Source organism: Variovorax sp. GW823-FHT04F07 (assembly GCF_058795995.1).
In genome coordinates this window covers 171956-191598 of the sequence record NZ_JBXAIG010000007.1, presented here as the reverse complement: position 1 = coordinate 191598, position 19643 = coordinate 171956, and the positions used below count along the sequence as shown (strand labels likewise).

Here is a 19643-nt window from a genome sequence, read left to right as displayed (position 1 = left end):
AAGCTTGTCTCCTCGGACCCTCGGCAGTACGAGCAGGGCCCGTCGCGAGTGCGCAGATTGTGCAAGCGCGCACCCGCCCGGTGCATTAGGAATTACCCGCTTCGTGTTACTTCGACCTCCCGGTTGGGAAACCAAAGTGTTTCAGTCAGTTAACAAGATGGCATGACTCGTGCACACAGGCCTCTTGTCCACCACTCCAAGAAGAAACGGTCATGGCCCTGCTGGCACCCCAAGCCTCCCTGAACGCGGCCGACACCGCCTGGATGATGACCTCGACCGCGCTGGTGCTGCTGATGACGCTGCCCGGCATCGCGCTCTTCTATGCCGGCATGGTGCGGCGCAAGAACGTGCTGGCGACCATGGCCGGGGTGGTGGCGATCGCCGCCGTGGTCTCGCTGACCTGGTTCGCGCTCGGCTACTCGCTGGCCTTCACGCCCGGCTGGCCCTGGCTGGGCAAGCTCTCGCGCATCGGTTTTTCAGGCTTCGAGTACCTGAAGGAGGCCGGCCAGGTGGCCGTGAGCCATGTGGCGCCGAACGTGCCGGAATCGGTCTACGCCATGTTCCAGCTGAGCTTCGCGATCATCACCACCGCGCTGGTGCTCGGCGCTTTTGTCGAGCGCATGCGCTTCGCGGCGCTGCTGTGGTTCGCGCTGCTGTGGAGCGTGCTCGTGTACGCGCCGGTCGCGCACTGGGTGTGGGAGCCGGGCGGCTGGCTCGCGCAGATGGGTGCGCTCGACTTCGCGGGCGGCTCGGTGGTGCACGTCAACGCGGGCATCGCGGGGCTGGTGTGCGCCTATGCGCTCGGGCCGCGCCGGGGCTACGGGCGCGAGGCCTTCGAGCCCTACAGCCTGGCGCTCACCATGACGGGCGCGGGCCTGCTGTGGGTGGGCTGGTTCGGCTTCAATGCCGGCTCGGCGGTGGCGGCCGACGGGCGCGCCGGCCTGGCCATGCTGGTCACGCACATCGCGGCGGCGGCTGGCGCCATGAGCTGGATGGTCGGCGAATGGATCGTGCGCCGCAGCCCCTCGCTCTTGGGCCTGTGCTCCGGCCTCGTGGCGGGGCTGGTGGCGATCACGCCGGCGGCCGGCTTCGTCACGCCGCTGTCGGCGCTGGCCATCGGCGCCATCGCCGGGCTGGCCTGCTACTGGGGCGCCACGGGCCTGAAGCACCTGCTCGGTGCGGACGACTCGCTCGACGTGTTCGGCGTGCACGGCATCGGCGGCATCGTGGGCGCGCTGCTCACGGGCGTGTTCGCCGACCCGCGCATCTCGGGCGCGGCGGGCAATGTGCTGACGCAGGCGATCGCGGTCGCCAGCGTGGCGATCTACAGCGCGGCCGGCACGGCCATCGTGCTGTTCCTGGTGCATGTGCTGGTCGGATTGCGCGTCGACCCCGAGAGCGAACTGGTGGGCCTCGATCTTGCTCAGCATCGTGAACACCTGGGAGCCTGACCACCCGAGGGAGACGCCATGCCATCCATGTCCGAAAGCGAACGCATCGCGCTTGCAGCACGCCTTCACGTGGCACTGCGGCGAAAGCACGGGCGCGTGACCGACACCGAATGGATGGCCACCAACGCCGAGTACGCCGCCGAGATCGTGCGCATGACGCGCCAGCACGCCGCCGAGACCAAGGACGACGAACTCGACCAGCTCGCCACGCGGCTCGAGCAGGCCATGGAGCCGCTGGCCCGCGCCGCGCGCCTGGCGGCGCGCCAGCCCGACGGCCTGCCGCCCACGCCGCCGCCGCGCTACGTCGGCGGCCTGCGTTGACGTAGCCTCAGTTCGCGGCCAGCGCCGCCTTGCGGATCGACTGCAGCGTGCTCGCGGGCGTGATCGCCTCCGGGTCCAGCAGGCAATGCAGGATCGCCGGCTTGCCGCTGGCACGCGCACGCGCGAGTGCGGGGCCGAACTCTTCCGTCGTGGTCACGCGCTCGCCGTGCCCGCCGAACACCTCGGCATAGCCGCGGAAGTCGGGGTTCTTCAACTGCGTGGCGCTGATGCGGCCGGGGTAGTGCTTTTCCTGGTGCATGCGGATCGTGCCGTACATGCCGTTGTCCAGCAGCACGACGAGGATCGGCAGGCCGTACTGCACGGCGGTGGCGAACTCCTGGCCGTGCATCATGAAATCGCCGTCGCCCGCGAACACGACCACCTCGCGTTCGGGCCACAGCCGCTTGGCGCCGACGCCGGCCGGCAGGCCGTAGCCCATCGAGCCGCTGGTCGGCGCGAGCTGGCTCGCGAACGCGCGGAACGGCCAGAAGCGGTGCACCCAGGTCGCGAAGTTGCCCGCGCCGTTGCAGAAGATGGTGTCGGCCGGCAGCACCTCGCGCAGGTGCTGCATGACCTCGCCCATCTGCAGCGGACCGGGGATGCGGATCGCGGCCGGATCGCTCCAGCGAAGAAAGTCTTCGCGTGCGGTCTTCGTCTCGGCCTGCCACACGGGCGGCGACGCCGGACGCAACGCAGACACCGCTTCGGCAAACGCCTGCGGCGTGGCGTGGATGCCCTGCGTCGGGCGGTAGAGCTTGCCGAGCTCGTCGGCATCGGCGTGCACATGGACCAGTGCCTGCTTCGGCTGCGGGATCGCGAACAGTTCATAGCCCTGCGACGGCACTTCCGACAGACGCCCGCCGACCAGCAGCACCAGGTCCGCATCGCGGATGCGCGCCAGCATGCGCGGGTTCGCGCCGAGCCCCAGGTCACCCGCGTAGCAAGGGTGCTCGGCGGACATCAGCATCTGACGGCGGAACGAGCAGTACACGGGCAGCGAATACGCCTCGGCGAACTGCGCGAACTGCTGCGTCGCGGCTTCGGACCAGCGGCTGCCGCCCAGGATGACGACCGGCCGCTGCGCCTGCGACAGGCGCTGCTGCAGCTCGGTGATCTGCGCCGCACCCGGATAGGTTTCGGTGACGGCATACGGCAGCGCATCGGCCACCATGGCGGCTTCGGTCAACATGTCTTCGGGCAGCGCGATCACCACTGGGCCGGGCCGACCCGAGGTCGCGACATGAAAAGCGCGCGAGACGAGTTCGGGCACGCGCGCCGGGTCGTCGATCTGCACGACCCACTTGGCCATCGTGCCGAAGACCGCGCCGTAGTCCAGCTCCTGGAAGGCTTCGCGGCCCATCGCGTCGCGCGCGACCTGGCCGACGAACAGCAGAAGCGGCGTCGAGTCCTGGTGCGCGATGTGCACGCCCGCCGCCGCGTTGGTGGCGCCGGGGCCGCGCGTGACGAAGCAGATGCCGGGCTGGCCCGTGAGCTTGCCCTGCGCCTCGGCCATCATCGTCGCGCCGCCTTCCTGCCGGCACACCGTCACGTCGATCGATGCGTCGTGCAGCGCGTCGAGCACGGCCAGAAAGCTTTCGCCGGGCACGCAGAAAAGCTGCTTGACGCCGTGGGTGATGAGCTGGTCGACCAGGATCTGGCCGCCGGTGCGGGAGGAAGTCATGAGGGTTCCAGTGGGATGAAGAAGAGAGGTCAGGAAAGCGCGGCGCAGGCGGCGGCGATGCGCGCACAGGCCTCTTCGAGCTGCGCCATCGACGTCGCATACGAGATGCGGAAATACGGTGCGAGCCCGAACACGCTGCCCGGCACCACCGCCACCTCGAAATCCTGCAGCAGGTAGCGGCAGAAGTCGCTGTCGGTCTGCAGCAGCGCGCCGCTGCGGGTGCGCTTGCCGAGCACGCCGGCGCAGCTTGCGAAGGTATAGAAGGCGCCTTCGGGCACGCGGCAGTGCAGGCCCGGCGTGCGGTTGAGCGCGGCCACGACGAAGTCGCGGCGCTGTTGAAAGGATGCGCAGCGCTCGGCCACGATGCCCTGCGGGCCGGTGAGCGCCTCGATCGCCGCGGCCTGGCTCACCGACGACGGGCACGAGGTCGACTGGCTCTGCACCACGGCCATCGCCGCGATCAGCGGGCGCGGGCCGGCGCCGTAGCCCACGCGCCAACCGGTCATCGCATAAGCCTTCGACACGCCGTTCACCGTGAGCGTGCGTTCGCGCAAGCGCGGCTCCACAGCCACCGGCGTTGCGAACGCGAGGCCGTCGTAGAGGATGTGTTCGTAGATGTCGTCCGCCAGCACCCAGACGTGAGGGTGATCGAGCAGCACGTCGGTGATCGGCTTCAGTTGGGCCGCGCTGTAGGCCGCGCCGCTCGGATTCGACGGCGAGTTGAGAAACAGCCAGCGCGTGCGCGGCGTGATGGCCGCCCGCAGCTGCGCCGCCGTCAGGCGAAAGCCGTTCTCTTCGCCGCACGCCACCGACACCGGCACGCCGCCGCAGATCTGCACGATGTCTGCGTAAGACGTCCAGTACGGCGCGGGCAGGATCACTTCGTCGCCCGGGTTCAGGCTCGCCATCAGCGCATTGAAGATCACCTGCTTGGCGCCCGCGCTCACGCTGATCTCGTCGAGCGCGAAGTCCAGCGCGTTGTCGCGCTTGAACTTCAGCTGCACCGCCGCCTTCATCGCCGGGCTGCCGTCGAGCACCGTGTAGCGCGTGTCGCCACGCGCAATGGCCTGCGAGGCCGCATGCCGGATGTTCTCGGGCGTGTCGAAGTCGGGCTCGCCCGCGCCCAGCACGATCACCGGGCGGCCGGCGCGCTTGAGCGCCTGCGCATGGTCGGTGATGCGCAGGATCTCCGAGACCTGGATGGCGCGCACGCGTTGCGCCGGCGAGAACACGACGGCGTCTGTCACTTCGCGTAGGCTTCCAGCGGCTTGTCGTTGGGCTCGAGCACGAGCTGCTTGAGCGCGGGGCTCATCGGCAGGTTGAGGCTGGTGTTCTTCGGCGGGATCGCGGCCACGAACCACTTGGTGTAGATCTTCTCGAGCTCGCCGCTCTTCATGAGCTTGCGCAGCGAATCGTCGACCGCGGCCTTGAAGGCCGGGTCGTCCTTGCGGAACAGCAGCGCGATCGGCTCGGAGCCCAGCGCCTCGCCGGTGATGCGGTAGGCCGTGGGGTTCTTCGAGTTCGCGATGATGCCGGCGAGCAGGTTGTCGTCGAGCACGAAGGCATCGGCGCGGCCCGATTCCATGAGCAGGAAGCTCTCCAGGTGGTCCTTGCCGAGCATGGTGTTGTACGAGACGTTCTGCGCGCGCTCGCGCTTGCGCAGCAGCTGCACGGCGGTGGTGCCGGTCGAGGCCGACACGTTGCGGCCTGCGAGCTGGTCGAGCGTGGTGATGCCCGAGTCGACCTTGGTGGCCATGCGCACCTCGCTCACGTACGTGGTGAGCGCGAAGGCCACCTGCTGCTGGCGCGCGGTGTTGTTGGTGGTGGGGCCGCAGCCGATGTCCAGCGTGCCGTTCTGCACCAGCGGGATGGTGTTCTGCGCGGTCACGGCCATGTATTCGAGCTTGGCGTTGGGCGTGATGTCCTTCAGCACGCGCTCACAGAGCTCGACGTGGTAGCCCACGTACTTCTCGCCCGCGCCCAGCATGTAGGCCATGGGCGGCGAGGCTTCGCGCACGCCGAGCACGACCTTGCCGCTCGCCTTGATCTTGTCGAGCGTGCCGCCGGTGGGCGCCTGCTGCGCGGTGGCAGTGGTGCCGAAGGCGAGCGCAAGCAGCGCGGCTGTGGCGAGGGTCTTCAGTTGCATCTTCATCTTTGCTGTCTCCTGGTGGTTTTTCTGGGGGAATAGGTACGGCCGCTGCCTGGCCGCTGCGGCGAAATGCCGCGCGGCAAGCGCCATGGGCCGGGGTTGTTCAGTCGCCGATGTCGAAGGTCACGCCCTGCGCAAGAGGAAGTGCCGTCGAGTAGTTGATGGTGTTGGTCGCGCGGCGCATGTAGGCCTTCCAGCTGTCCGAGCCCGCTTCGCGCCCGCCGCCGGTTTCCTTCTCGCCACCGAAGGCACCGCCGATCTCGGCACCGCTCGGGCCGATGTTGACGTTGGCGATGCCGCAGTCCGAACCCGCGCTGGACATGAAGCGCTCGGCCTCGCGCACGTTGAGCGTGAAGATCGACGACGACAGGCCCGCGCCGACCGCGTTGTGCCATTCGATGGCCTCGTCGAGCGAGCTGTAGCGCACCACATAGAGGATGGGCGCGAAGGTCTCGCGCAGCACGGGGCCGGCGTGCGACTTCAGCTCCACCAGCGCCGGGCGCACATAGAACGCGTCCTGCGTGCCGATGCCCTCGACGCGCTGGCCGCCGTGCACCGTGGCGCCGGTCTCGCGGCTTTCGTTCAGGGCCTTCTGCATGCCGTCGAAGGCCGCGCGGTCGATCAGCGGACCGACCAGCGTGCCGGCCTCGCGCGGATCGCCCACCTGCACGTTGCCGTAGACCTTCACGAGCTTGGGCACCAGCTGGTCGTACACGCTCTCGTGCACGAACAGGCGCCGCAGCGTGGTGCAGCGCTGGCCCGCCGTGCCCATGGCCGCGAAGGCGATGCCGCGCAGCGTGAGATCGAGGTCGGCCGAGGGCGTGACGATGGCGGCGTTGTTGCCGCCCAGTTCGAGGATGGCGCGGGCGAAGCGCGCCGCCAGCTTCGGGCCGACCTGCCGGCCCATCGCCGTGGAGCCGGTGGCCGAGAGGATCGGCACGCGAGGGTCGTCGACCAGCACCTCGCCGATGTCGCGCCGACCCAGCAGCAGGCCGAGCAGGCCTTCGGGCGCGTCGCCGAAACGTTCGATGGCGCGCTGCGCGATGGCGTGCACGGCCAGCGCGGTGAGCGGTGTTTTTTCCGATGGCTTCCACACCACCGGATCGCCGCACACCAGCGCGAGCGCCGCGTTCCACGACCACACGGCCACGGGAAAGTTGAAGGCCGAGATCACGCCGCACACGCCCAGCGGGTGCCAAGTTTCCATCATCCGGTGCTCGGCGCGCTCGGTGGCCAGCGTGAGGCCGTAGAGCTGGCGCGAGAGGCCGACGGCGAAGTCGCAGATGTCGATCATTTCCTGCACCTCGCCCGCGCCCTCGGACGGGATCTTGCCGGCCTCCAGCGTGACGAGGCGGCCCAGGTCGCGCTTGGCGGCACGCAGCTCTTCGCCCAGCAGGCGCACCAGCTCGCCGCGGCGCGGCGCCGGCACCAGGCGCCAGGCCTTGAAGGCCTCGTGGGCGCGGCCGATGGCGCCGGTGGCTTCCACGGCCGTGGTCTGCGGCACCTGCGCGATCACCTCGCCGCTGACCGGCGAGCGCACCGTGAGCTCGCCGCGGGTGTGGGCGGTGCGGGGCACGCCCAGGCGATGCAGCAGTTGTTCGACCTCGGCGGGAAGGGACACGGGGGTCTGGGCTTCTGGCATGGACGCTCCAGGGAGAAAGAAGGACAGAAGAAGAAATGCGACAGCAGGAACGGGCCAATATGTGCGAAACCCGCGCCCTTGCCTAGCGAAAAATTGGAAGGACTTGGTGCGTTTTTCGAATGAACTTCATGGTGACATCTTCGCTCAACGCACGATAAGCGCCTGCCCGCACAATGCGCGCGTGCCCCGAAAACCGCCCGATCCCTCGCCGCTCCCACCCTATTGGCTCTACCTGCTGGAATGCGAAGGCGGCGTGTACTACGCGGGCATCGCGCTCGACGTGGAGCAGCGCTTCTTCCAGCATGTCTTCGGGCTGGGCGCCAAGTTCACGCGCGCGCGTCCACCGCAGCGCGTGCTGGCGGCGCGCCAGTACCCCGACAAGGGCGCCGCGCTGCGGGCGGAGATCGCGCTCAAGGCGCTGCCGCGGGCACGCAAGCTGGCGTTCTTCGACAGTTAGCCTCCCCCGCAGGCGACCTGCGCATCACCGGCAGGCACAGCAGATAGAGCACGGCGCCGGCCAGCCCTGCGCCGTGGGCTGGAGGAGCAGGCGGCACCGCCCGATGCGGAAGTTCGGCAGCAGGCGCTCGATGCCGCCGCGGCCTCGCGCCCGCTGCTGGCCGAGGCCTTCGCCAGCTACCGCAAGGCCGGCCCCGATGCGATGTTCGAGGTCGGCGTAGACCTCATGCTCGAAGGCGCCAGGGCGCGCCTGGCGGCTGACACCCAGCGCGGCACCAAGCCGCGCCGCTGAGCCGGCTCAGCGGTTGCGGTTGTCTTCCAGAATCCAGCCCGCCGCCTTCTCCGCCATCATCAGCGTCGGGCTGTTGGTGTTGCCGCTCGTGATGGTGGGCATCGCGCCCGCATCGACCACGCGCAGGCCGTGCACCCCGCGCACGCGCAGGCGCGCATCGAGCACCGCCATCGGGTCGCCGTCGGCGCCCATCTTGGTGGTGCCGACCGGATGGAAGATGGTGGTGGCGATGTCGCCGGCCAGCCGCGCGAGGTCGTCGTCGGTCTGGTACTGCACGCCGGGCTTCCACTCCTGCGGCTTGTACTTCGCGAGCGCGGGCTGCTGCGCGATGCGGCGCGTCACGCGCAGCGAATCGGCCGCGACCTTGCGGTCTTCCTCGGTGCTCAGGTAGTTGGGCGCGATGGCGGGCGCATCTTCGAAACGCGCGCTCTTGATGCGCACCGAGCCCCGGCTCGTCGGGTTCAGGTTGCACACGCTCGCGGTGAAGGCCGGAAAGCTGTGCAGCGGCTCGCCGAAGGCGTCGAGCGACAGCGGCTGCACGTGGTACTGGATGTTGGGCCACGCGCGGTCGGGCGAGCTGCGCGTGAACGCGCCGAGCTGCGACGGCGCCATGCTCATCGGGCCGCTGCGCTTGAGCAGGTATTCGAGGCCGATCTTCGCCTTGCCGACCAGCGACGAGGCCAGCACGTTGAGCGTGGGCGCGCCCTCGATCTTGTAGACCGCGCGGATCTGCAGGTGGTCCTGCAGGTTGGCGCCAACGCCGGGCGCATCCAGCGCCACGTCGATGCCGTGCTGGCGCAGCAGCTCGGCCGGGCCGACGCCCGACAGCTGCAGGATCTGCGGCGAGCCGATGGCGCCCGCGCTCAGGATCACTTCGCACTCGGCGTGCGCGGTGGTCATCTCGGAGCCGTCCCACACCTGCGCACCGGTGCAGCGTTTGGTGCCGTCGGGCAGCGTCTCGAACAGCAGGCGCGACACCTGCGCGCCGGTCCACAGTTCGAAATTGGGGCGGCCGTAGCAGGTGGGCCGCAGGAAGGCCTTGGCGGTGTTCCAGCGCCAGCCGTTCTTCTGGTTGACCTGGAAGTAGCCCACGCCTTCGTTGCTGCCGCGGTTGAAGTCGGCGGTGTGCGGCACGCCGGCCTGCACGGCCGCGTCAGCAAACGCATCGAGGATGTCCCAGCGCAGCCGCTGTTTCTCGACACGCCACTCGCCGCCCGCGCCGTGCATCTCGTCGGCGCCCAGGTAGAAGTCTTCGTGCTTGCGAAAGGCCGGCAGCACGTTCTCCCAGCGCCAGCCTTCGTCGCCCGTGAGCTCAGCCCAGTGCTCGTAGTCGCGCGACTGGCCGCGCATGTAGATCATGCCGTTGATGCTGGAGCAGCCGCCCAGCGTCTTGCCGCGCGGATAGCGCAGCGTGCGGCCGTTGAGGCCCGCGTCGGGCTCGGTGTTGTAGAGCCAGTCGGTGCGCGGGTTGCCGATGCAGTACAGGTAGCCCACCGGAATGTGGATCCAGTGGTAGTCGTCCTTGCGGCCGGCCTCGATGAGCAGCACGCGCTTGGTCTTGTCGGCGCTCAGGCGGTTGGCGATGAGCGAGCCGGCGGTGCCGGCGCCGATGATGATGTAGTCGAAGGTGGTGTCGCTCATGGCGGCTGGCTTTTTGTCTCTCGTTGTTCTTCGGATGGAAGCAGCGCCGCGCGTGCGGCGCCCCTTTTTTACTTCGCAGTCGGCATGACGAACTCTGCACCCTTGCCGATGCTCTCGGGCCAGCGCTGCATGATCGACTTCTGCTTCGTATAGAAGCGCACGCCCTCTTCGCCATACGCGTGCATGTCGCCGAACAGGCTCTTCTTCCAGCCGCCGAAGCCATGCCAGGCCATCGGCACCGGGATCGGCACGTTGATGCCGACCATGCCGACCTGGATGCGGCGGCCGAACTCGCGCGCCACGTTGCCGTCGCGCGTGAAGCAGCTCACGCCGTTGCCGAACTCGTGGGCGTTGATGAGGTCGACGGCTTCCTTGAAGGTCGCGACGCGCAGGCAGCCCAGCACGGGGCCGAAGATCTCTTCCTTGTAGATGCGCATCTCGGGCGTGACGTGGTCGAACAGCGTGCCGCCCATCCAGAAGCCATCGCCGCAGCCTTCGCCAGCCTTGTTGCCGTCGAAGCTGCGGCCGTCGACCAGCAGCTTCGCGCCTTCCTTCTCGCCCTGCGCGATGTAGCCGGTGATGCGCTCGTGCGCGGCGCGCGTGACGATCGGGCCCATCTCGGCCGCGAGGTTGGTGCCATTGAGCACCTTCAGCGTCTTCGTGCGCTCGATGAGCTTGGGCAGCAGGCGGTCGGCCACGTCGCCCACCAGCACCGCCACGCTGATCGCCATGCAGCGCTCGCCGGCCGAGCCGTAGCCGGCGCCGATCAGCGCATCGACCGCCTGGTCGATGTCGGCGTCGGGCATGACGACCATGTGGTTCTTCGCACCGCCCAGCGCCTGCACGCGCTTGCCGTGGCGTGCGCCGGTTTCGTAGATGTAGTTGGCGATGGGCGTGGAGCCGACGAAGCTCACGGCCTTGACGTCGGGGTGCTCCAGTAGCGCGTCGACCGCGGCCTTGTCGCCCTGCACCACGTTGAACACGCCGTCGGGCAGGCCGGCCTTCTTGAGCAGCTCGGCCATCAGCAGCGACGGGCTCGGGTCGGTCGGGCTGGGCTTGAGCACAAAGGTGTTGCCCGCGGCAATGGCCACCGGGAACATCCACATCGGCACCATCACCGGGAAGTTGAAGGGCGTGATGCCCGCGACCACGCCCAGCGGCTGGCGCAGCGTCCAGTTGTCGATGCCGGTGCTCACCTGGTCGGTGAAGTCGCCCTTGAGCAGCTGCGGAATGCCGCAGGCGAACTCGACGATGTCGATGCCGCGGCTGACCTCGCCCTGCGCGTCGGTGAAGACCTTGCCGTGCTCGGCGGTGATGAGGTGGGCGAGCTCGTCCTTGTGCTGGTTGAGCAGCTCGAGGAACTTGAACATCACGCGCGCCCGGCGGATCGGCGGCGTGTCGGCCCAGGCCGGGAACGCGGTCTGCGCGGCGGCCACGGCGGCGGCCACTTGCGCGGCGTCGGCCAGGCCGACTTTGCCGGTGACGGCGCCGGTGGCGGGGTTGGTCACGTCCTGCGTGCGGCCGGAGGTGTTGGCGGCGGGGGCGCCGGCGATGTGGTGGTCGATATTTCGGGTGCTGATGGACATGTGCGGGTCTCCTGAAGGCAATTTGGCCCAATCCACGAAGAGAAAGCCAATGAATTCGCGTCGATGGCGCTATAAATCAGTCTTATATGACTACGTCATCGATGGACCTCCAGATTCTGCGCGCCTTCATCCTGGCGGCGCGCGAGGGCAACGTCTCGCGCGCCGCCGAGAAGCTGCACCTGACGCAGCCTGCGGTGAGCCTGCAGCTCAAGCGTTTCGCGGAAGAAACCGGGCTGGTGCTGTTCACCCGCACGCCGCACGGGCTGGCGCTCACGGCCGACGGCGCGGCCATGCTGCCGCAGGCCGAGCGCGTGCTGGCGGCCGTGGGCGACCTGCAGCAGGCCGCGCGCAACCTGCAGGTCACGGTGCGCGGGGCGCTGCGCATCGGCACCATCCTCGACCCCGAGTTCACGCGGCTGGGCGTGTTCCTGCGCGAACTGGTCGAGGCCGCGCCGCAGATCGAGACCGAGCTGCGCCACGGCATGAGCGGCAGCGTGCTGGCGCAGGTGCTGCGCGGCGAGCTCGACGTGGGTTTTCACCTCGACCCGGGCGATGAACCCGACGACGCCGCCCCGGCGCCGCTCGCGGTGCGCACGCTCACCCGCTTCAGCTACCGCGTGGTCGCGCCGGCCGGCTGGGGCCCGCAGGTGCTGGGGCGCGACTGGAAGGCGCTGGCGGCCCTGCCCTGGCTCGCGACGCCGCCCGAGTCGGCGCACCACCGTTTGCTGGAACGCGTGTTCGGCCCGCTCGGCCTGGCGCCCCGGCGCGTGGCGCTGGTCGACCAGGAGGCCTCGATGCTCGACCTGCTGAAGTCGGGCGTGGGCCTGAGCCTGGTGCGCGACTCGATCGCCATCCGCGAAAGCCAGGCCCACGGCCTCGTGCTGGCCGACCGCGTGCGGCTGGATTGCGCGCTGCGTTTCGTCTCGCTGGCCGCGCGGCGCGACGAGCCCGTGATCGCCAGCGCCTGGGATGCGCTGGCCCGGGCCTGGAGCTGAAGATTGGCTGAAAAAAACGGCGTCTGGCCCTACGCAAACGAAGGGCCAGACGCACACAAGCCCCGGATGCACGCGGTTACGATGCGCGCTCTCGCTTGGACCTTTGTTTACGTTTTGTCCCGCACCTTTGCCCATGTCGACCACCCCGTCGCCCGCTGACGCCCCCGCCACCGACGACGCCTTCGCGCCGCCGCGCGCGCAGACGCAGGACGTGGACGGCCGCACCTGGGCCGTGGCCAGCGGTTGCTGGACCACGCTGGCGATGTCGACGCGCCCGGCCTGGGAGGCGTTGGCCAGGGACCTCGCGGCGCTGCCGCCCGCGGACGACCGGGCCTGGGACCTGCGCCCCATCGGCCAGCTCGACCACATCGGCGCCCAGCTGCTGTGGGAGCACTGGCGCCAGGCCTGGCCGGCCACGATCGAGCTGTCGCCGCAGCACCAGGCGGTGCTCGACCAGGTGGCGAAGTTCACGGTGGCCACGCCCGACGAGCCGCCCAAGTCGCTGAGCGACCGGCTGCACGCACTGGCCCACTACGGCCCGCGCGCGATGGTCGTGCTGCGCGACTTCGTCGGCCTGATCGGCCAGCTCGCGCTCGACCTGTGCACGCTGGCGCGCGCGCCGCACCGCGCGCCGTGGCGCGACTTCTCGGGCCACCTCTATCAGTTCGGCGCCACGGCGCTGCACATCACGGCGCTGGTCGGCCTCTTGATCGGCGTGGTGCTGGCCTACCTGATCTCGCAGCAGCTGCGCAACTACGGCGCCGAGGCCTTCGTGGTGAACATCCTCGGGCTGTCGCTGATCCGCGAGCTCGGGCCGGTGCTGGCCGCCGTGCTGATCGCGGGCCGCTCGGGCTCGGCGATCACGGCGCAGATCGGCGTGATGCGCGTCACCGAAGAGCTCGACGCCATGCGCGTGATGGGCATCCCGCACGGCTTCCGGCTGGTGATGCCGCGCGTGCTGGCGCTGGCCATCGCGATGCCGCTGATCAGCCTGTGGACCTCGATGGCGGCGCTGGCCGGCGGCATGCTCGCGGCCGATGCGGCGCTGGGCATTTCGCCCTCGTATTTCCTGTCGGCCTTGCCGCGCGCGGTGCCCATCTCCAACCTCTGGCTGGCCCTGGCCAAGTCGGCGGTGTTCGGCGTGCTGATCGCGCTGATCGGCTGCTACTTCGGCATGAAGGTCAAACCCAACACCGAGAGCCTGGGGCGCGGCACCACGTCGTCGGTCGTGACCTCGATCACCGCGGTGATCCTGGTCGATGCGCTCTTCGCAGTGCTCTTCAAGGGCATAGGATTCCGCGGATGAACGCCGCCGCGACATCCCCGTCGAACACCGTGGTCGACATCCGCAAGCTCTGGACCGTGTTCAAGAGCCCCGATGGCGAACAGGTGGTGCACCGCGACCTCGACCTGCACCTCGACCGCGGCGAGGTGCTGTCGCTGGTCGGCGGCTCGGGCACCGGCAAGACGGTGCTGCTGCGGCAGATTCTCGGGCTGCAGAAGCCCACGAAGGGCGCGGTCGAGGTGCTGGGCCGGGCGCCGGGCGAACTCAGCGCGGCCGGCGCGGCCAACGTGGGCATGCTGTTCCAGCACGGTGCGCTGTTCTCGGCCTTCAGCGTGTTGGAGAACATCGCCTTTCCGCTGCGCGAACTCAAGCTGCTGCCCGACGAGCTGATCCGCAACGCCGCGCTCGTGAAGCTGCAGATGGTGGGGCTGGAGCCGCAGCATGCGAACAAGAGCCCGTCGGACCTGTCGGGCGGCATGATCAAACGCGTGGCGCTCGCGCGCGCGCTCATCATGGACCCGCCGCTGCTGCTGCTCGATGAGCCCACGGCCGGCCTCGACCCCGAGGCCTCCGACAGCTTCTGCGACCTGCTGCGCGGCCTGCACCGCGAGCTGGGCCTGACGGTCGTGATGGTCACGCACGACCTGGACACCCTGTTCGACCTGAGCACCCGCATCGCGGTGCTGGCCGACCAGAAGGTGATCGTGAGCGGCACGGCGCGCGAAGTCATCGCCTACCCGCATCCCTTCATCCACGAATACTTTCTCGGCGGGCGCGGCCAGCGCGCCCTGGAGGCGCTGCACGACAAGCCCGCCGCCGGCAAAGCACCACCCGCGCCGCAGCCCGAGGCCGCGCGCGCTGACGAAAGGTAGGTCCCCTCATGGAAAACAAGGCCCATGCCCTCGCCGCCGGCGCCTTCGTGCTCGGCCTGATCGCCGCGCTCGTCGCGCTGGTGGTCTGGTTCACGCGCGACAACACCGTGCGCAACGTGTACGAACTCTCCACCCGCGACGCCGTGAGCGGCCTGCAGCCGCAGGCCCAGGTGCGCTACCGCGGCATCTCGGTCGGCAAGGTGACCTCGATCGACTTCGACCCCAAGACCAAAGGCAACGTGCGCGTGCGCATCACGGTCGACGAGCGCGTGCCGCTCACCACCTCCAGCTTTGCCACGCTGAGCTACCAGGGCGTGACCGGCCTGGCCTTCATCGCGCTGGACGACGAGGGCGAATCGACCGTCGCGCTCAAGCCCGACAACAACAACCCGCCGCGCATTCCGCTCAAGCCCTCGATGCTCGCGAAGCTGCAGGACCGCGGCGAGGAAATCATCGACCAGGTGGAAGAAGTGACCAAGCGCGCCAACGCGCTCTTGGCCGACGCCAACCAGAAGCGCGTGGCCGACGCGCTGGAGAACATCGCGGCCGCCTCGGCCAGCGCCAACACGCTGCTCAAGCAGCTCGACAACACCGTCAAGACCGGCCTGAACCCGACGCTGGCCGCCATGCCCGAGACGCTGTCGACGGTGAAGAAGGCGGCCGGCGATGTCTCGCGCGTGGCCAACAACTTCAACTCCACCGTGGGCCGGCTCAACGCACCCGACGGTCCGGTCGAGCGCCTGAGCGAGGGCACCAAGGCGCTGGCGCAGGCGGTCGACTCGTTCAACGCCGCCACCCTGCCGCGCGTGAACCGCGTGGCCGACGACACCGCGCACGCGGTGCGCCGCCTGAGCCGCGCGGCCGACAGCATCAACGACAACCCGCAATCGCTGCTGTTCGGCAACGGCGGCGCGGCCGCGGGCCCGGGCGAGCCCGGCTTCGTCGCGCCCGCCGCACGCCACTGACCGGGAGCAGACAAACCATGCGCATGAAGAACACCCTCCCCGCCCTCGCCAGCCTCGGCTGCGTGCTGCTGGTCGCCGGCTGCGGCATGCTGCCCGACAAGCCGGCGCGCGCCACGCTGTACGACTTCGGCCCCGGCCTTTCGGCCACCGCACCTGCCACCGCTGCCGCGCCCGCCACCGCGCTGCCGGCGCTGTCCCTCGCGGAGTTCGACAGCAACACGCGCCTGGACGGCACGCAGATCCTGTACCGCCTGGGCTACGCCGACGCCAACGAGCTGCGCCCCTACGGCCAGTCACGCTGGAGCCTGCCGCCCGCGCAGCTGCTGCGCCAGCGGCTGCGCGACACGCTGGCCGAGCGCCGCACCGTGCTCGGCCCCGAAGAAAGCGCGACGCTCGCGCGCACCGAGGGCATCGTGCCCGACACGCTGCGCATCTCGCTCGACGAGTTCAGCCACTACTTCGACGCGCCCGCCAGCAGCACGGGCCTGGTGCGCCTGCGCGCCACGCTGGTCCGCACCGCCACCGGCGGCGACCGCGTGATGGGCCAGCGGACCTTCACCGTGCGCCGCCCCGCCGCCAGCGCCGACGCGCCCGGCGGCGTGAAGGCGCTCATCGCGGCGAGCGACGCGGCCATGGCCGAGGTCGTGCAGTGGGTCGACCAGCTGCAACAGCAAGAGCCGCCGCAGCCGCGCACGGCGGCACCGCGGCGCTGAACCGTCGGCGACCTGCTTTTCTCTTCTTTCCAACCAACCCTGAGGAGACCCGTCCCATGAACGCAACGCGCATCGTCGGCATCCTGCTGGTCGTCGCCGGCATCGCCGGGCTCGGCCTGGGCGGCTTCAGCTTCACCAAGGAAACCCACCAGGCCAAGCTGGGCCCGCTGGAGTTCTCGGTGAAGGAAAAACAGACCATCAACATCCCGGCCTGGGCCGGCGTGGCGGCGATCGTAGTGGGCGGCGCGCTGGTGCTGCTGGGTGGCAAGAAGGGCTGAGCGCCCGCCGACCACTGCCATGGCCGACGCCTTCGTGCCGCTGGAAGGCGGCTGCACCTGCCGGCAGGTGCGCTACCGCCTGAACGCCCCGCCGCTCTTCGTGCACTGCTGCCACTGCCGCTGGTGCCAGCGCGAGACGGGCTCGTCCTTCGCGCTCAATGCGCTCATCGAACCGGAACACGTGCAGGTGCTGCAGGGCGCGGTCGATCTGGTGCTCACGCCCTCGGCCAGCGGGCGCGGCCAGAAGTACGCGCGCTGCCCCGCCTGCCATGTCGCGCTGTGGAGCCACTACGCCGGCGCCGGCGACGCCGTGAGCTTCATCCGCGTGGGCACGCTCGACACGCCCGACCGGCTGCCGCCGGACCTGCACATCTTCACGATGTCCAAGCAGCCGTGGGTGGTGCTGCCGCCCGGCGCGCCGGCGGTGCACGCGTACTACGACCGCAAGGACTACTGGCCCGCCGAGAGCCTCGCGCGCTGGCGCGTGCTGCGCGAGAAGGTGCGGGCCGGCTAGGGCTTCAGTCGCCCGCCATGCCGGCGACCAACTTCGGCAACAGGTCTTCCGACGCCCCCCGCAACACCACCGCCGCCGCATCGTCCAGGTGCGGCAGCGGCTCGATGTTCAGCGTGACCAGCCGCGCCCCCCGTGCCATCGCCAGCTTGGGCAGTTCGGCCGCCGGGTAGACGATGGTGGTGCTGCCGACCACCAGGAACAGGTCGGACTCCTGCGCCGCCACCTGGGCGTCGAGCAGCACGCCGGCGTTCAGCATCTCGCCGAACATGACCACGTCGGGCCGCGCGTGCGAGCCGCAGCGCAGGCAGCGGTGGAAGGGCCAGGGGCCGCTGCGGTTGCCGCAGTGGTCGCAGCGCCAGCGGCGCAGCGAGCCGTGCAGCTCCAGCACGTCCTGCCCGCCGGCCTTGCCGAGCAGGCCGTCGACGTTCTGCGTGATGAGCCGGGTCGCGGGACGCAGCCGCTGCAGCTGCGCGAGCGCGAGGTGGCCGGGGTTGGGCGACGCGGTCTCGATCTGCGACAGGCGCTGGGCCCAGAACTTCGTGAAGCCGCCCGGGTCGCGCGCGAGGTCGTCGGCGTGCGAGAACTTGAGCGCGTTCTGGCTCATCCACAGGCCGTCGGCGTCGCGGTAGGTCGGGATGCCCGAGGCCTTGGACAAGCCCGCGCCCGAAAAAATCACGATGCGCCGCGCACCGCGCAGCAGCGCCACGGTGCGGTCGATGCGCAGCGCGAGGTCGTCGGAGGCGGAGAAAGAAGAGGAAGACAAGGCGGAAGAAAACAGGGTCATCGATCGGAAACGGAGGGCACCACGGCGCCGGTGGCGCTCGCCCCCAGGCGCTGCGACACCGTGCCCGCGCAGGCCTTGAGCGCGCGCGCGATCTCGCCGTCCCAGGCGGTGTGGAAGATGCCGGCCGGGCCGATGGCGGTCACGGCCAGCACGATGGCGCCGGTGTGGTCGAACACCGGCGCGGCCATGGCGCTCACGCCCTCGATCACCTCGCCGTCGGAGCGGCTGATGCCGTGGTCGCGCACTTCCTGGCACTGGCGCTCGAAGTCGCTCCACGAGGGCAGCGGCTGCACCGGCGGCATGCCGGCCGGCGGCGCGGGCTCGGCGGCACCCTTGCGCTGCTTCTGGCGCTGGCGCTCGTCCTCGAGCTGCGCGCGCACCACGGCCGGGTCGAGGTAAGCGGCAAACACGCGGCCCGAGGCCGTGTTGGTGAGCGAGAACACCGTGCCGTGGCGCATGTTCACGTGCACCGGCGAAGGCGACTCGGCCGTGCGCACGATGGTCGCGCCGCGCGCGCCCCACACGGCCAGTGCCACGGTGTGGCCGATCTGCTGCGCGAGCTGGCCGATCAGCGGCGTGGCGATGTGCACCGGGTCGGCCTGCTGCAGGCTGATCAGCCCCAGTTGCAAGGCCAGCGGGCCGAGCAGATAGTGGCCGCTGGCGCGGTCCTGCTCGATGAGGCCCAGCCGGCCGAAGCTCACCATGTACGGGTGGGCCTTGGCGGCCGTCATGTCCGCTTCGCGGGCAAGGTCTTTGAGCGCCATCGGGCGGCCGTGGTGCACCAGCGCGCGCAGCAGCTGCCCGCCGACTTCGATGCTCTGGATGCCGCGCTGGGCGCGGTCGGTGTCAGTCGCTGCCATGGCCGCCTTGCCGTCTGGTTGTTCGTTCATGAAGAAGGCATTAGACATGAACTGATCTCGGGCTTACACTCCGCGCATTCGTTATCTGCAAACTCGTTCGCCTTAAACGAATCAGGCGGATCCCAAAACCACCCCACCGGAGACACACGATGAGCCAAGCCAAGAAATTCGCCAGCCAGGCCGACCTGGAAGAAAAGAAGATCACCTTCAGCCAGATCTCGGAGCACGCCTGGGCCTACACGGCCGAGGGCGACCCCAACACCGGGATCATCATCGGCGACGACTGCGTGCTGGTGGCCGACACCCAGGCCACGCCCGCCATGGCCGCCGACGTGGTGCGCCGCATCCGCGAAGTGACCGACAAGCCCATCAAGTACGTGGTGCTCACCCATTACCACGCCGTGCGCGTGCTGGGCGCGGCGGGCTACGGCGCCGAACACATCCTGGCCAGCCAGGACACGCGCGACCTGATCGTGGAGCGCGGCGAGGAAGACAAGGCCAGCGAAATCGGCCGCTTCCCGCGCCTGTTCCAGAACGTCGAGACCGTGCCCCCGGGCCTGACCTGGCCCACCATGACCTTCACCGGCAAGATGACGCTGTGGCTGGGCAAGCTCGAAGTGCAGCTGCTGCAGCTGGGCCGCGGCCACACCAAGGGCGACACGGTCGTCTGGCTGCCCCAGGAGCGCGCGCTGCTGTCGGGCGACCTGGTCGAGTTCGGCGCCACGCCGTACGCCGGCGACGCCTACTTCCAGGACTGGCCGCAGACGCTGGACAACATCGCCGCCCTGAAGCCCCTGGCCCTGGTGCCGGGCCGCGGCGCCGCGCTGACCACGCCCGAAGCCGTGGCCGAGGGCCTGAACGGCACGCGCGCCTTCATCTCCGACGTGTACGCCAGCGTGCAGGAAGGCGTGAAGGCCGGCCGCGACCTGAACGCGGTCTACAAGGAAACCTACGCGAAGCTGCAGCCCAAGTACAAGCAGTGGGTCATCTTCGACCACTGCATGCCCTTCGACGTGAGCCGCGCCTACGACGAGGCCTCGGGCCACGCCGACCCGCGCGTGTGGACGGCCCAGCGCGACATCGACATGTGGAAGGCCCTGGAAGGCTGATCGCGCCGCGACCTTCCCCCGCGCGGGGAAGGCGACGGAAACGACAAGA

General features: G+C 69.7%; 19 protein-coding genes. 11 read left to right on the top strand and 8 right to left on the bottom strand.

Annotation, left to right across the window (positions count from 1 at the left end):
• The first annotated feature begins 212 nt into the window (after positions 1-212).
• Together AC1RAA_RS26920 and AC1RAA_RS26915 are read left to right on the top strand one after the other, a co-directional pair.
• A complete protein-coding gene (locus AC1RAA_RS26920) occupies positions 213-1451 on the top strand; it encodes an ammonium transporter (RefSeq protein ID WP_492731514.1) in 1239 nt (412 codons plus the stop codon).
• An 18-nt stretch (positions 1452-1469) separates the two neighbouring features.
• Positions 1470-1772 carry a hypothetical protein gene (locus AC1RAA_RS26915; protein ID WP_082818034.1) on the top strand — a complete coding sequence of 101 codons (303 nt, stop codon included), beginning with the start codon at positions 1470-1472 and terminating at the stop codon, positions 1770-1772.
• Positions 1773-1779: 7 nt separating this feature from the next.
• Here the strand turns inward: AC1RAA_RS26915 and AC1RAA_RS26910 are convergent, their stop codons facing one another.
• The 4 genes from AC1RAA_RS26910 to amaB form a co-directional block, all read right to left on the bottom strand.
• Positions 1780-3453: a thiamine pyrophosphate-binding protein gene (locus AC1RAA_RS26910; protein WP_492731511.1), complete on the bottom strand. Its 1674-nt coding sequence runs from the start codon at positions 3451-3453 to the stop codon at positions 1780-1782.
• A 29-nt stretch (positions 3454-3482) separates the two neighbouring features.
• Positions 3483-4700, bottom strand: a complete 1218-nt coding sequence (locus AC1RAA_RS26905; RefSeq protein ID WP_492731509.1) for a pyridoxal phosphate-dependent aminotransferase — start codon at positions 4698-4700, stop codon at positions 3483-3485.
• The gene (locus AC1RAA_RS26900) at positions 4697-5605 is read right to left on the bottom strand and encodes an amino acid ABC transporter substrate-binding protein (RefSeq protein ID WP_062472764.1); all 909 of its coding nucleotides are present in this window, start codon (positions 5603-5605) and stop codon (positions 4697-4699) included. Before AC1RAA_RS26900 ends, AC1RAA_RS26905 begins: the two co-directional genes overlap by 4 nt.
• Positions 5606-5705: 100 nt before the next feature.
• Positions 5706-7244: an L-piperidine-6-carboxylate dehydrogenase gene (gene amaB, locus AC1RAA_RS26895; protein ID WP_492731507.1), complete on the bottom strand. Its 1539-nt coding sequence runs from the start codon at positions 7242-7244 to the stop codon at positions 5706-5708.
• Between the two features lie 181 nt (positions 7245-7425).
• Here amaB and AC1RAA_RS26890 point away from each other — a divergent pair, with 181 nt between their 5' ends.
• Positions 7426-7701: a GIY-YIG nuclease family protein gene (locus tag AC1RAA_RS26890; RefSeq protein ID WP_492731504.1), complete on the top strand. Its 276-nt coding sequence runs from the start codon at positions 7426-7428 to the stop codon at positions 7699-7701.
• A 297-nt stretch (positions 7702-7998) separates the two neighbouring features.
• Here AC1RAA_RS26890 and AC1RAA_RS26885 read toward each other — a convergent pair whose 3' ends face one another.
• Positions 7999-9633, bottom strand: a complete 1635-nt coding sequence (locus AC1RAA_RS26885) for a GMC family oxidoreductase (protein ID WP_492731502.1) — start codon at positions 9631-9633, stop codon at positions 7999-8001.
• 68 nt (positions 9634-9701) lie between these two features.
• The gene (locus tag AC1RAA_RS26880; RefSeq protein WP_492731499.1) at positions 9702-11219 is read right to left on the bottom strand and encodes a CoA-acylating methylmalonate-semialdehyde dehydrogenase; all 1518 of its coding nucleotides are present in this window, start codon (positions 11217-11219) and stop codon (positions 9702-9704) included.
• 86 nt (positions 11220-11305) lie between these two features.
• Between AC1RAA_RS26880 and AC1RAA_RS26875 the strand changes: the two genes are divergently transcribed.
• The 7 genes from AC1RAA_RS26875 to AC1RAA_RS26845 all read left to right on the top strand — a co-directional run bounded on the left by AC1RAA_RS26875 (position 11306) and on the right by AC1RAA_RS26845 (position 16841).
• Entirely contained in the window at positions 11306-12214 is a 909-nt protein-coding gene (locus tag AC1RAA_RS26875) for a LysR family transcriptional regulator (protein WP_062472753.1), read from the top strand.
• Between the two features lie 133 nt (positions 12215-12347).
• Positions 12348-13520, top strand: coding sequence for an MlaE family ABC transporter permease (locus AC1RAA_RS26870; protein ID WP_492731496.1), 1173 nt, complete (start codon positions 12348-12350; stop codon positions 13518-13520).
• Positions 13517-14371 (top strand): ABC transporter ATP-binding protein, encoded by an 855-nt coding sequence (locus tag AC1RAA_RS26865; RefSeq protein ID WP_492731493.1) that lies wholly within the window; start codon positions 13517-13519, stop codon positions 14369-14371. The genes AC1RAA_RS26870 and AC1RAA_RS26865 overlap by 4 nt, the downstream gene beginning before the upstream one ends.
• A gap of 8 nt (positions 14372-14379) precedes the next feature.
• Complete coding sequence (locus AC1RAA_RS26860; RefSeq protein ID WP_492731489.1) at positions 14380-15336, top strand: MlaD family protein; 957 nt, start codon at positions 14380-14382, stop codon at positions 15334-15336.
• A 23-nt stretch (positions 15337-15359) separates the two neighbouring features.
• The gene (locus tag AC1RAA_RS26855; RefSeq protein ID WP_354345321.1) at positions 15360-16049 is read left to right on the top strand and encodes an ABC-type transport auxiliary lipoprotein family protein; all 690 of its coding nucleotides are present in this window, start codon (positions 15360-15362) and stop codon (positions 16047-16049) included.
• 56 nt (positions 16050-16105) lie between these two features.
• Positions 16106-16327, top strand: a complete 222-nt coding sequence (locus tag AC1RAA_RS26850) for a hypothetical protein (protein ID WP_070063477.1) — start codon at positions 16106-16108, stop codon at positions 16325-16327.
• 19 nt (positions 16328-16346) lie between these two features.
• Entirely contained in the window at positions 16347-16841 is a 495-nt protein-coding gene (locus AC1RAA_RS26845; RefSeq protein WP_492731485.1) for a GFA family protein, read from the top strand.
• A gap of 4 nt (positions 16842-16845) precedes the next feature.
• On the opposite strand, the gene AC1RAA_RS26840 is transcribed toward AC1RAA_RS26845, so the two are convergent.
• Together AC1RAA_RS26840 and AC1RAA_RS26835 are read right to left on the bottom strand one after the other, a co-directional pair.
• Entirely contained in the window at positions 16846-17604 is a 759-nt protein-coding gene (locus tag AC1RAA_RS26840) for an SIR2 family NAD-dependent protein deacylase (RefSeq protein ID WP_492731483.1), read from the bottom strand.
• Between the two features lie 17 nt (positions 17605-17621).
• On the bottom strand, positions 17622-18485 hold the full coding sequence (locus AC1RAA_RS26835; protein WP_062472735.1) for an IclR family transcriptional regulator: 864 nt from the start codon (positions 18483-18485) through the stop codon (positions 17622-17624).
• Between the two features lie 149 nt (positions 18486-18634).
• Between AC1RAA_RS26835 and AC1RAA_RS26830 the strand changes: the two genes are divergently transcribed.
• Positions 18635-19594 carry an MBL fold metallo-hydrolase gene (locus AC1RAA_RS26830; RefSeq protein ID WP_159278856.1) on the top strand — a complete coding sequence of 320 codons (960 nt, stop codon included), beginning with the start codon at positions 18635-18637 and terminating at the stop codon, positions 19592-19594.
• The last annotated feature ends 49 nt before the right edge of the window (positions 19595-19643 follow it).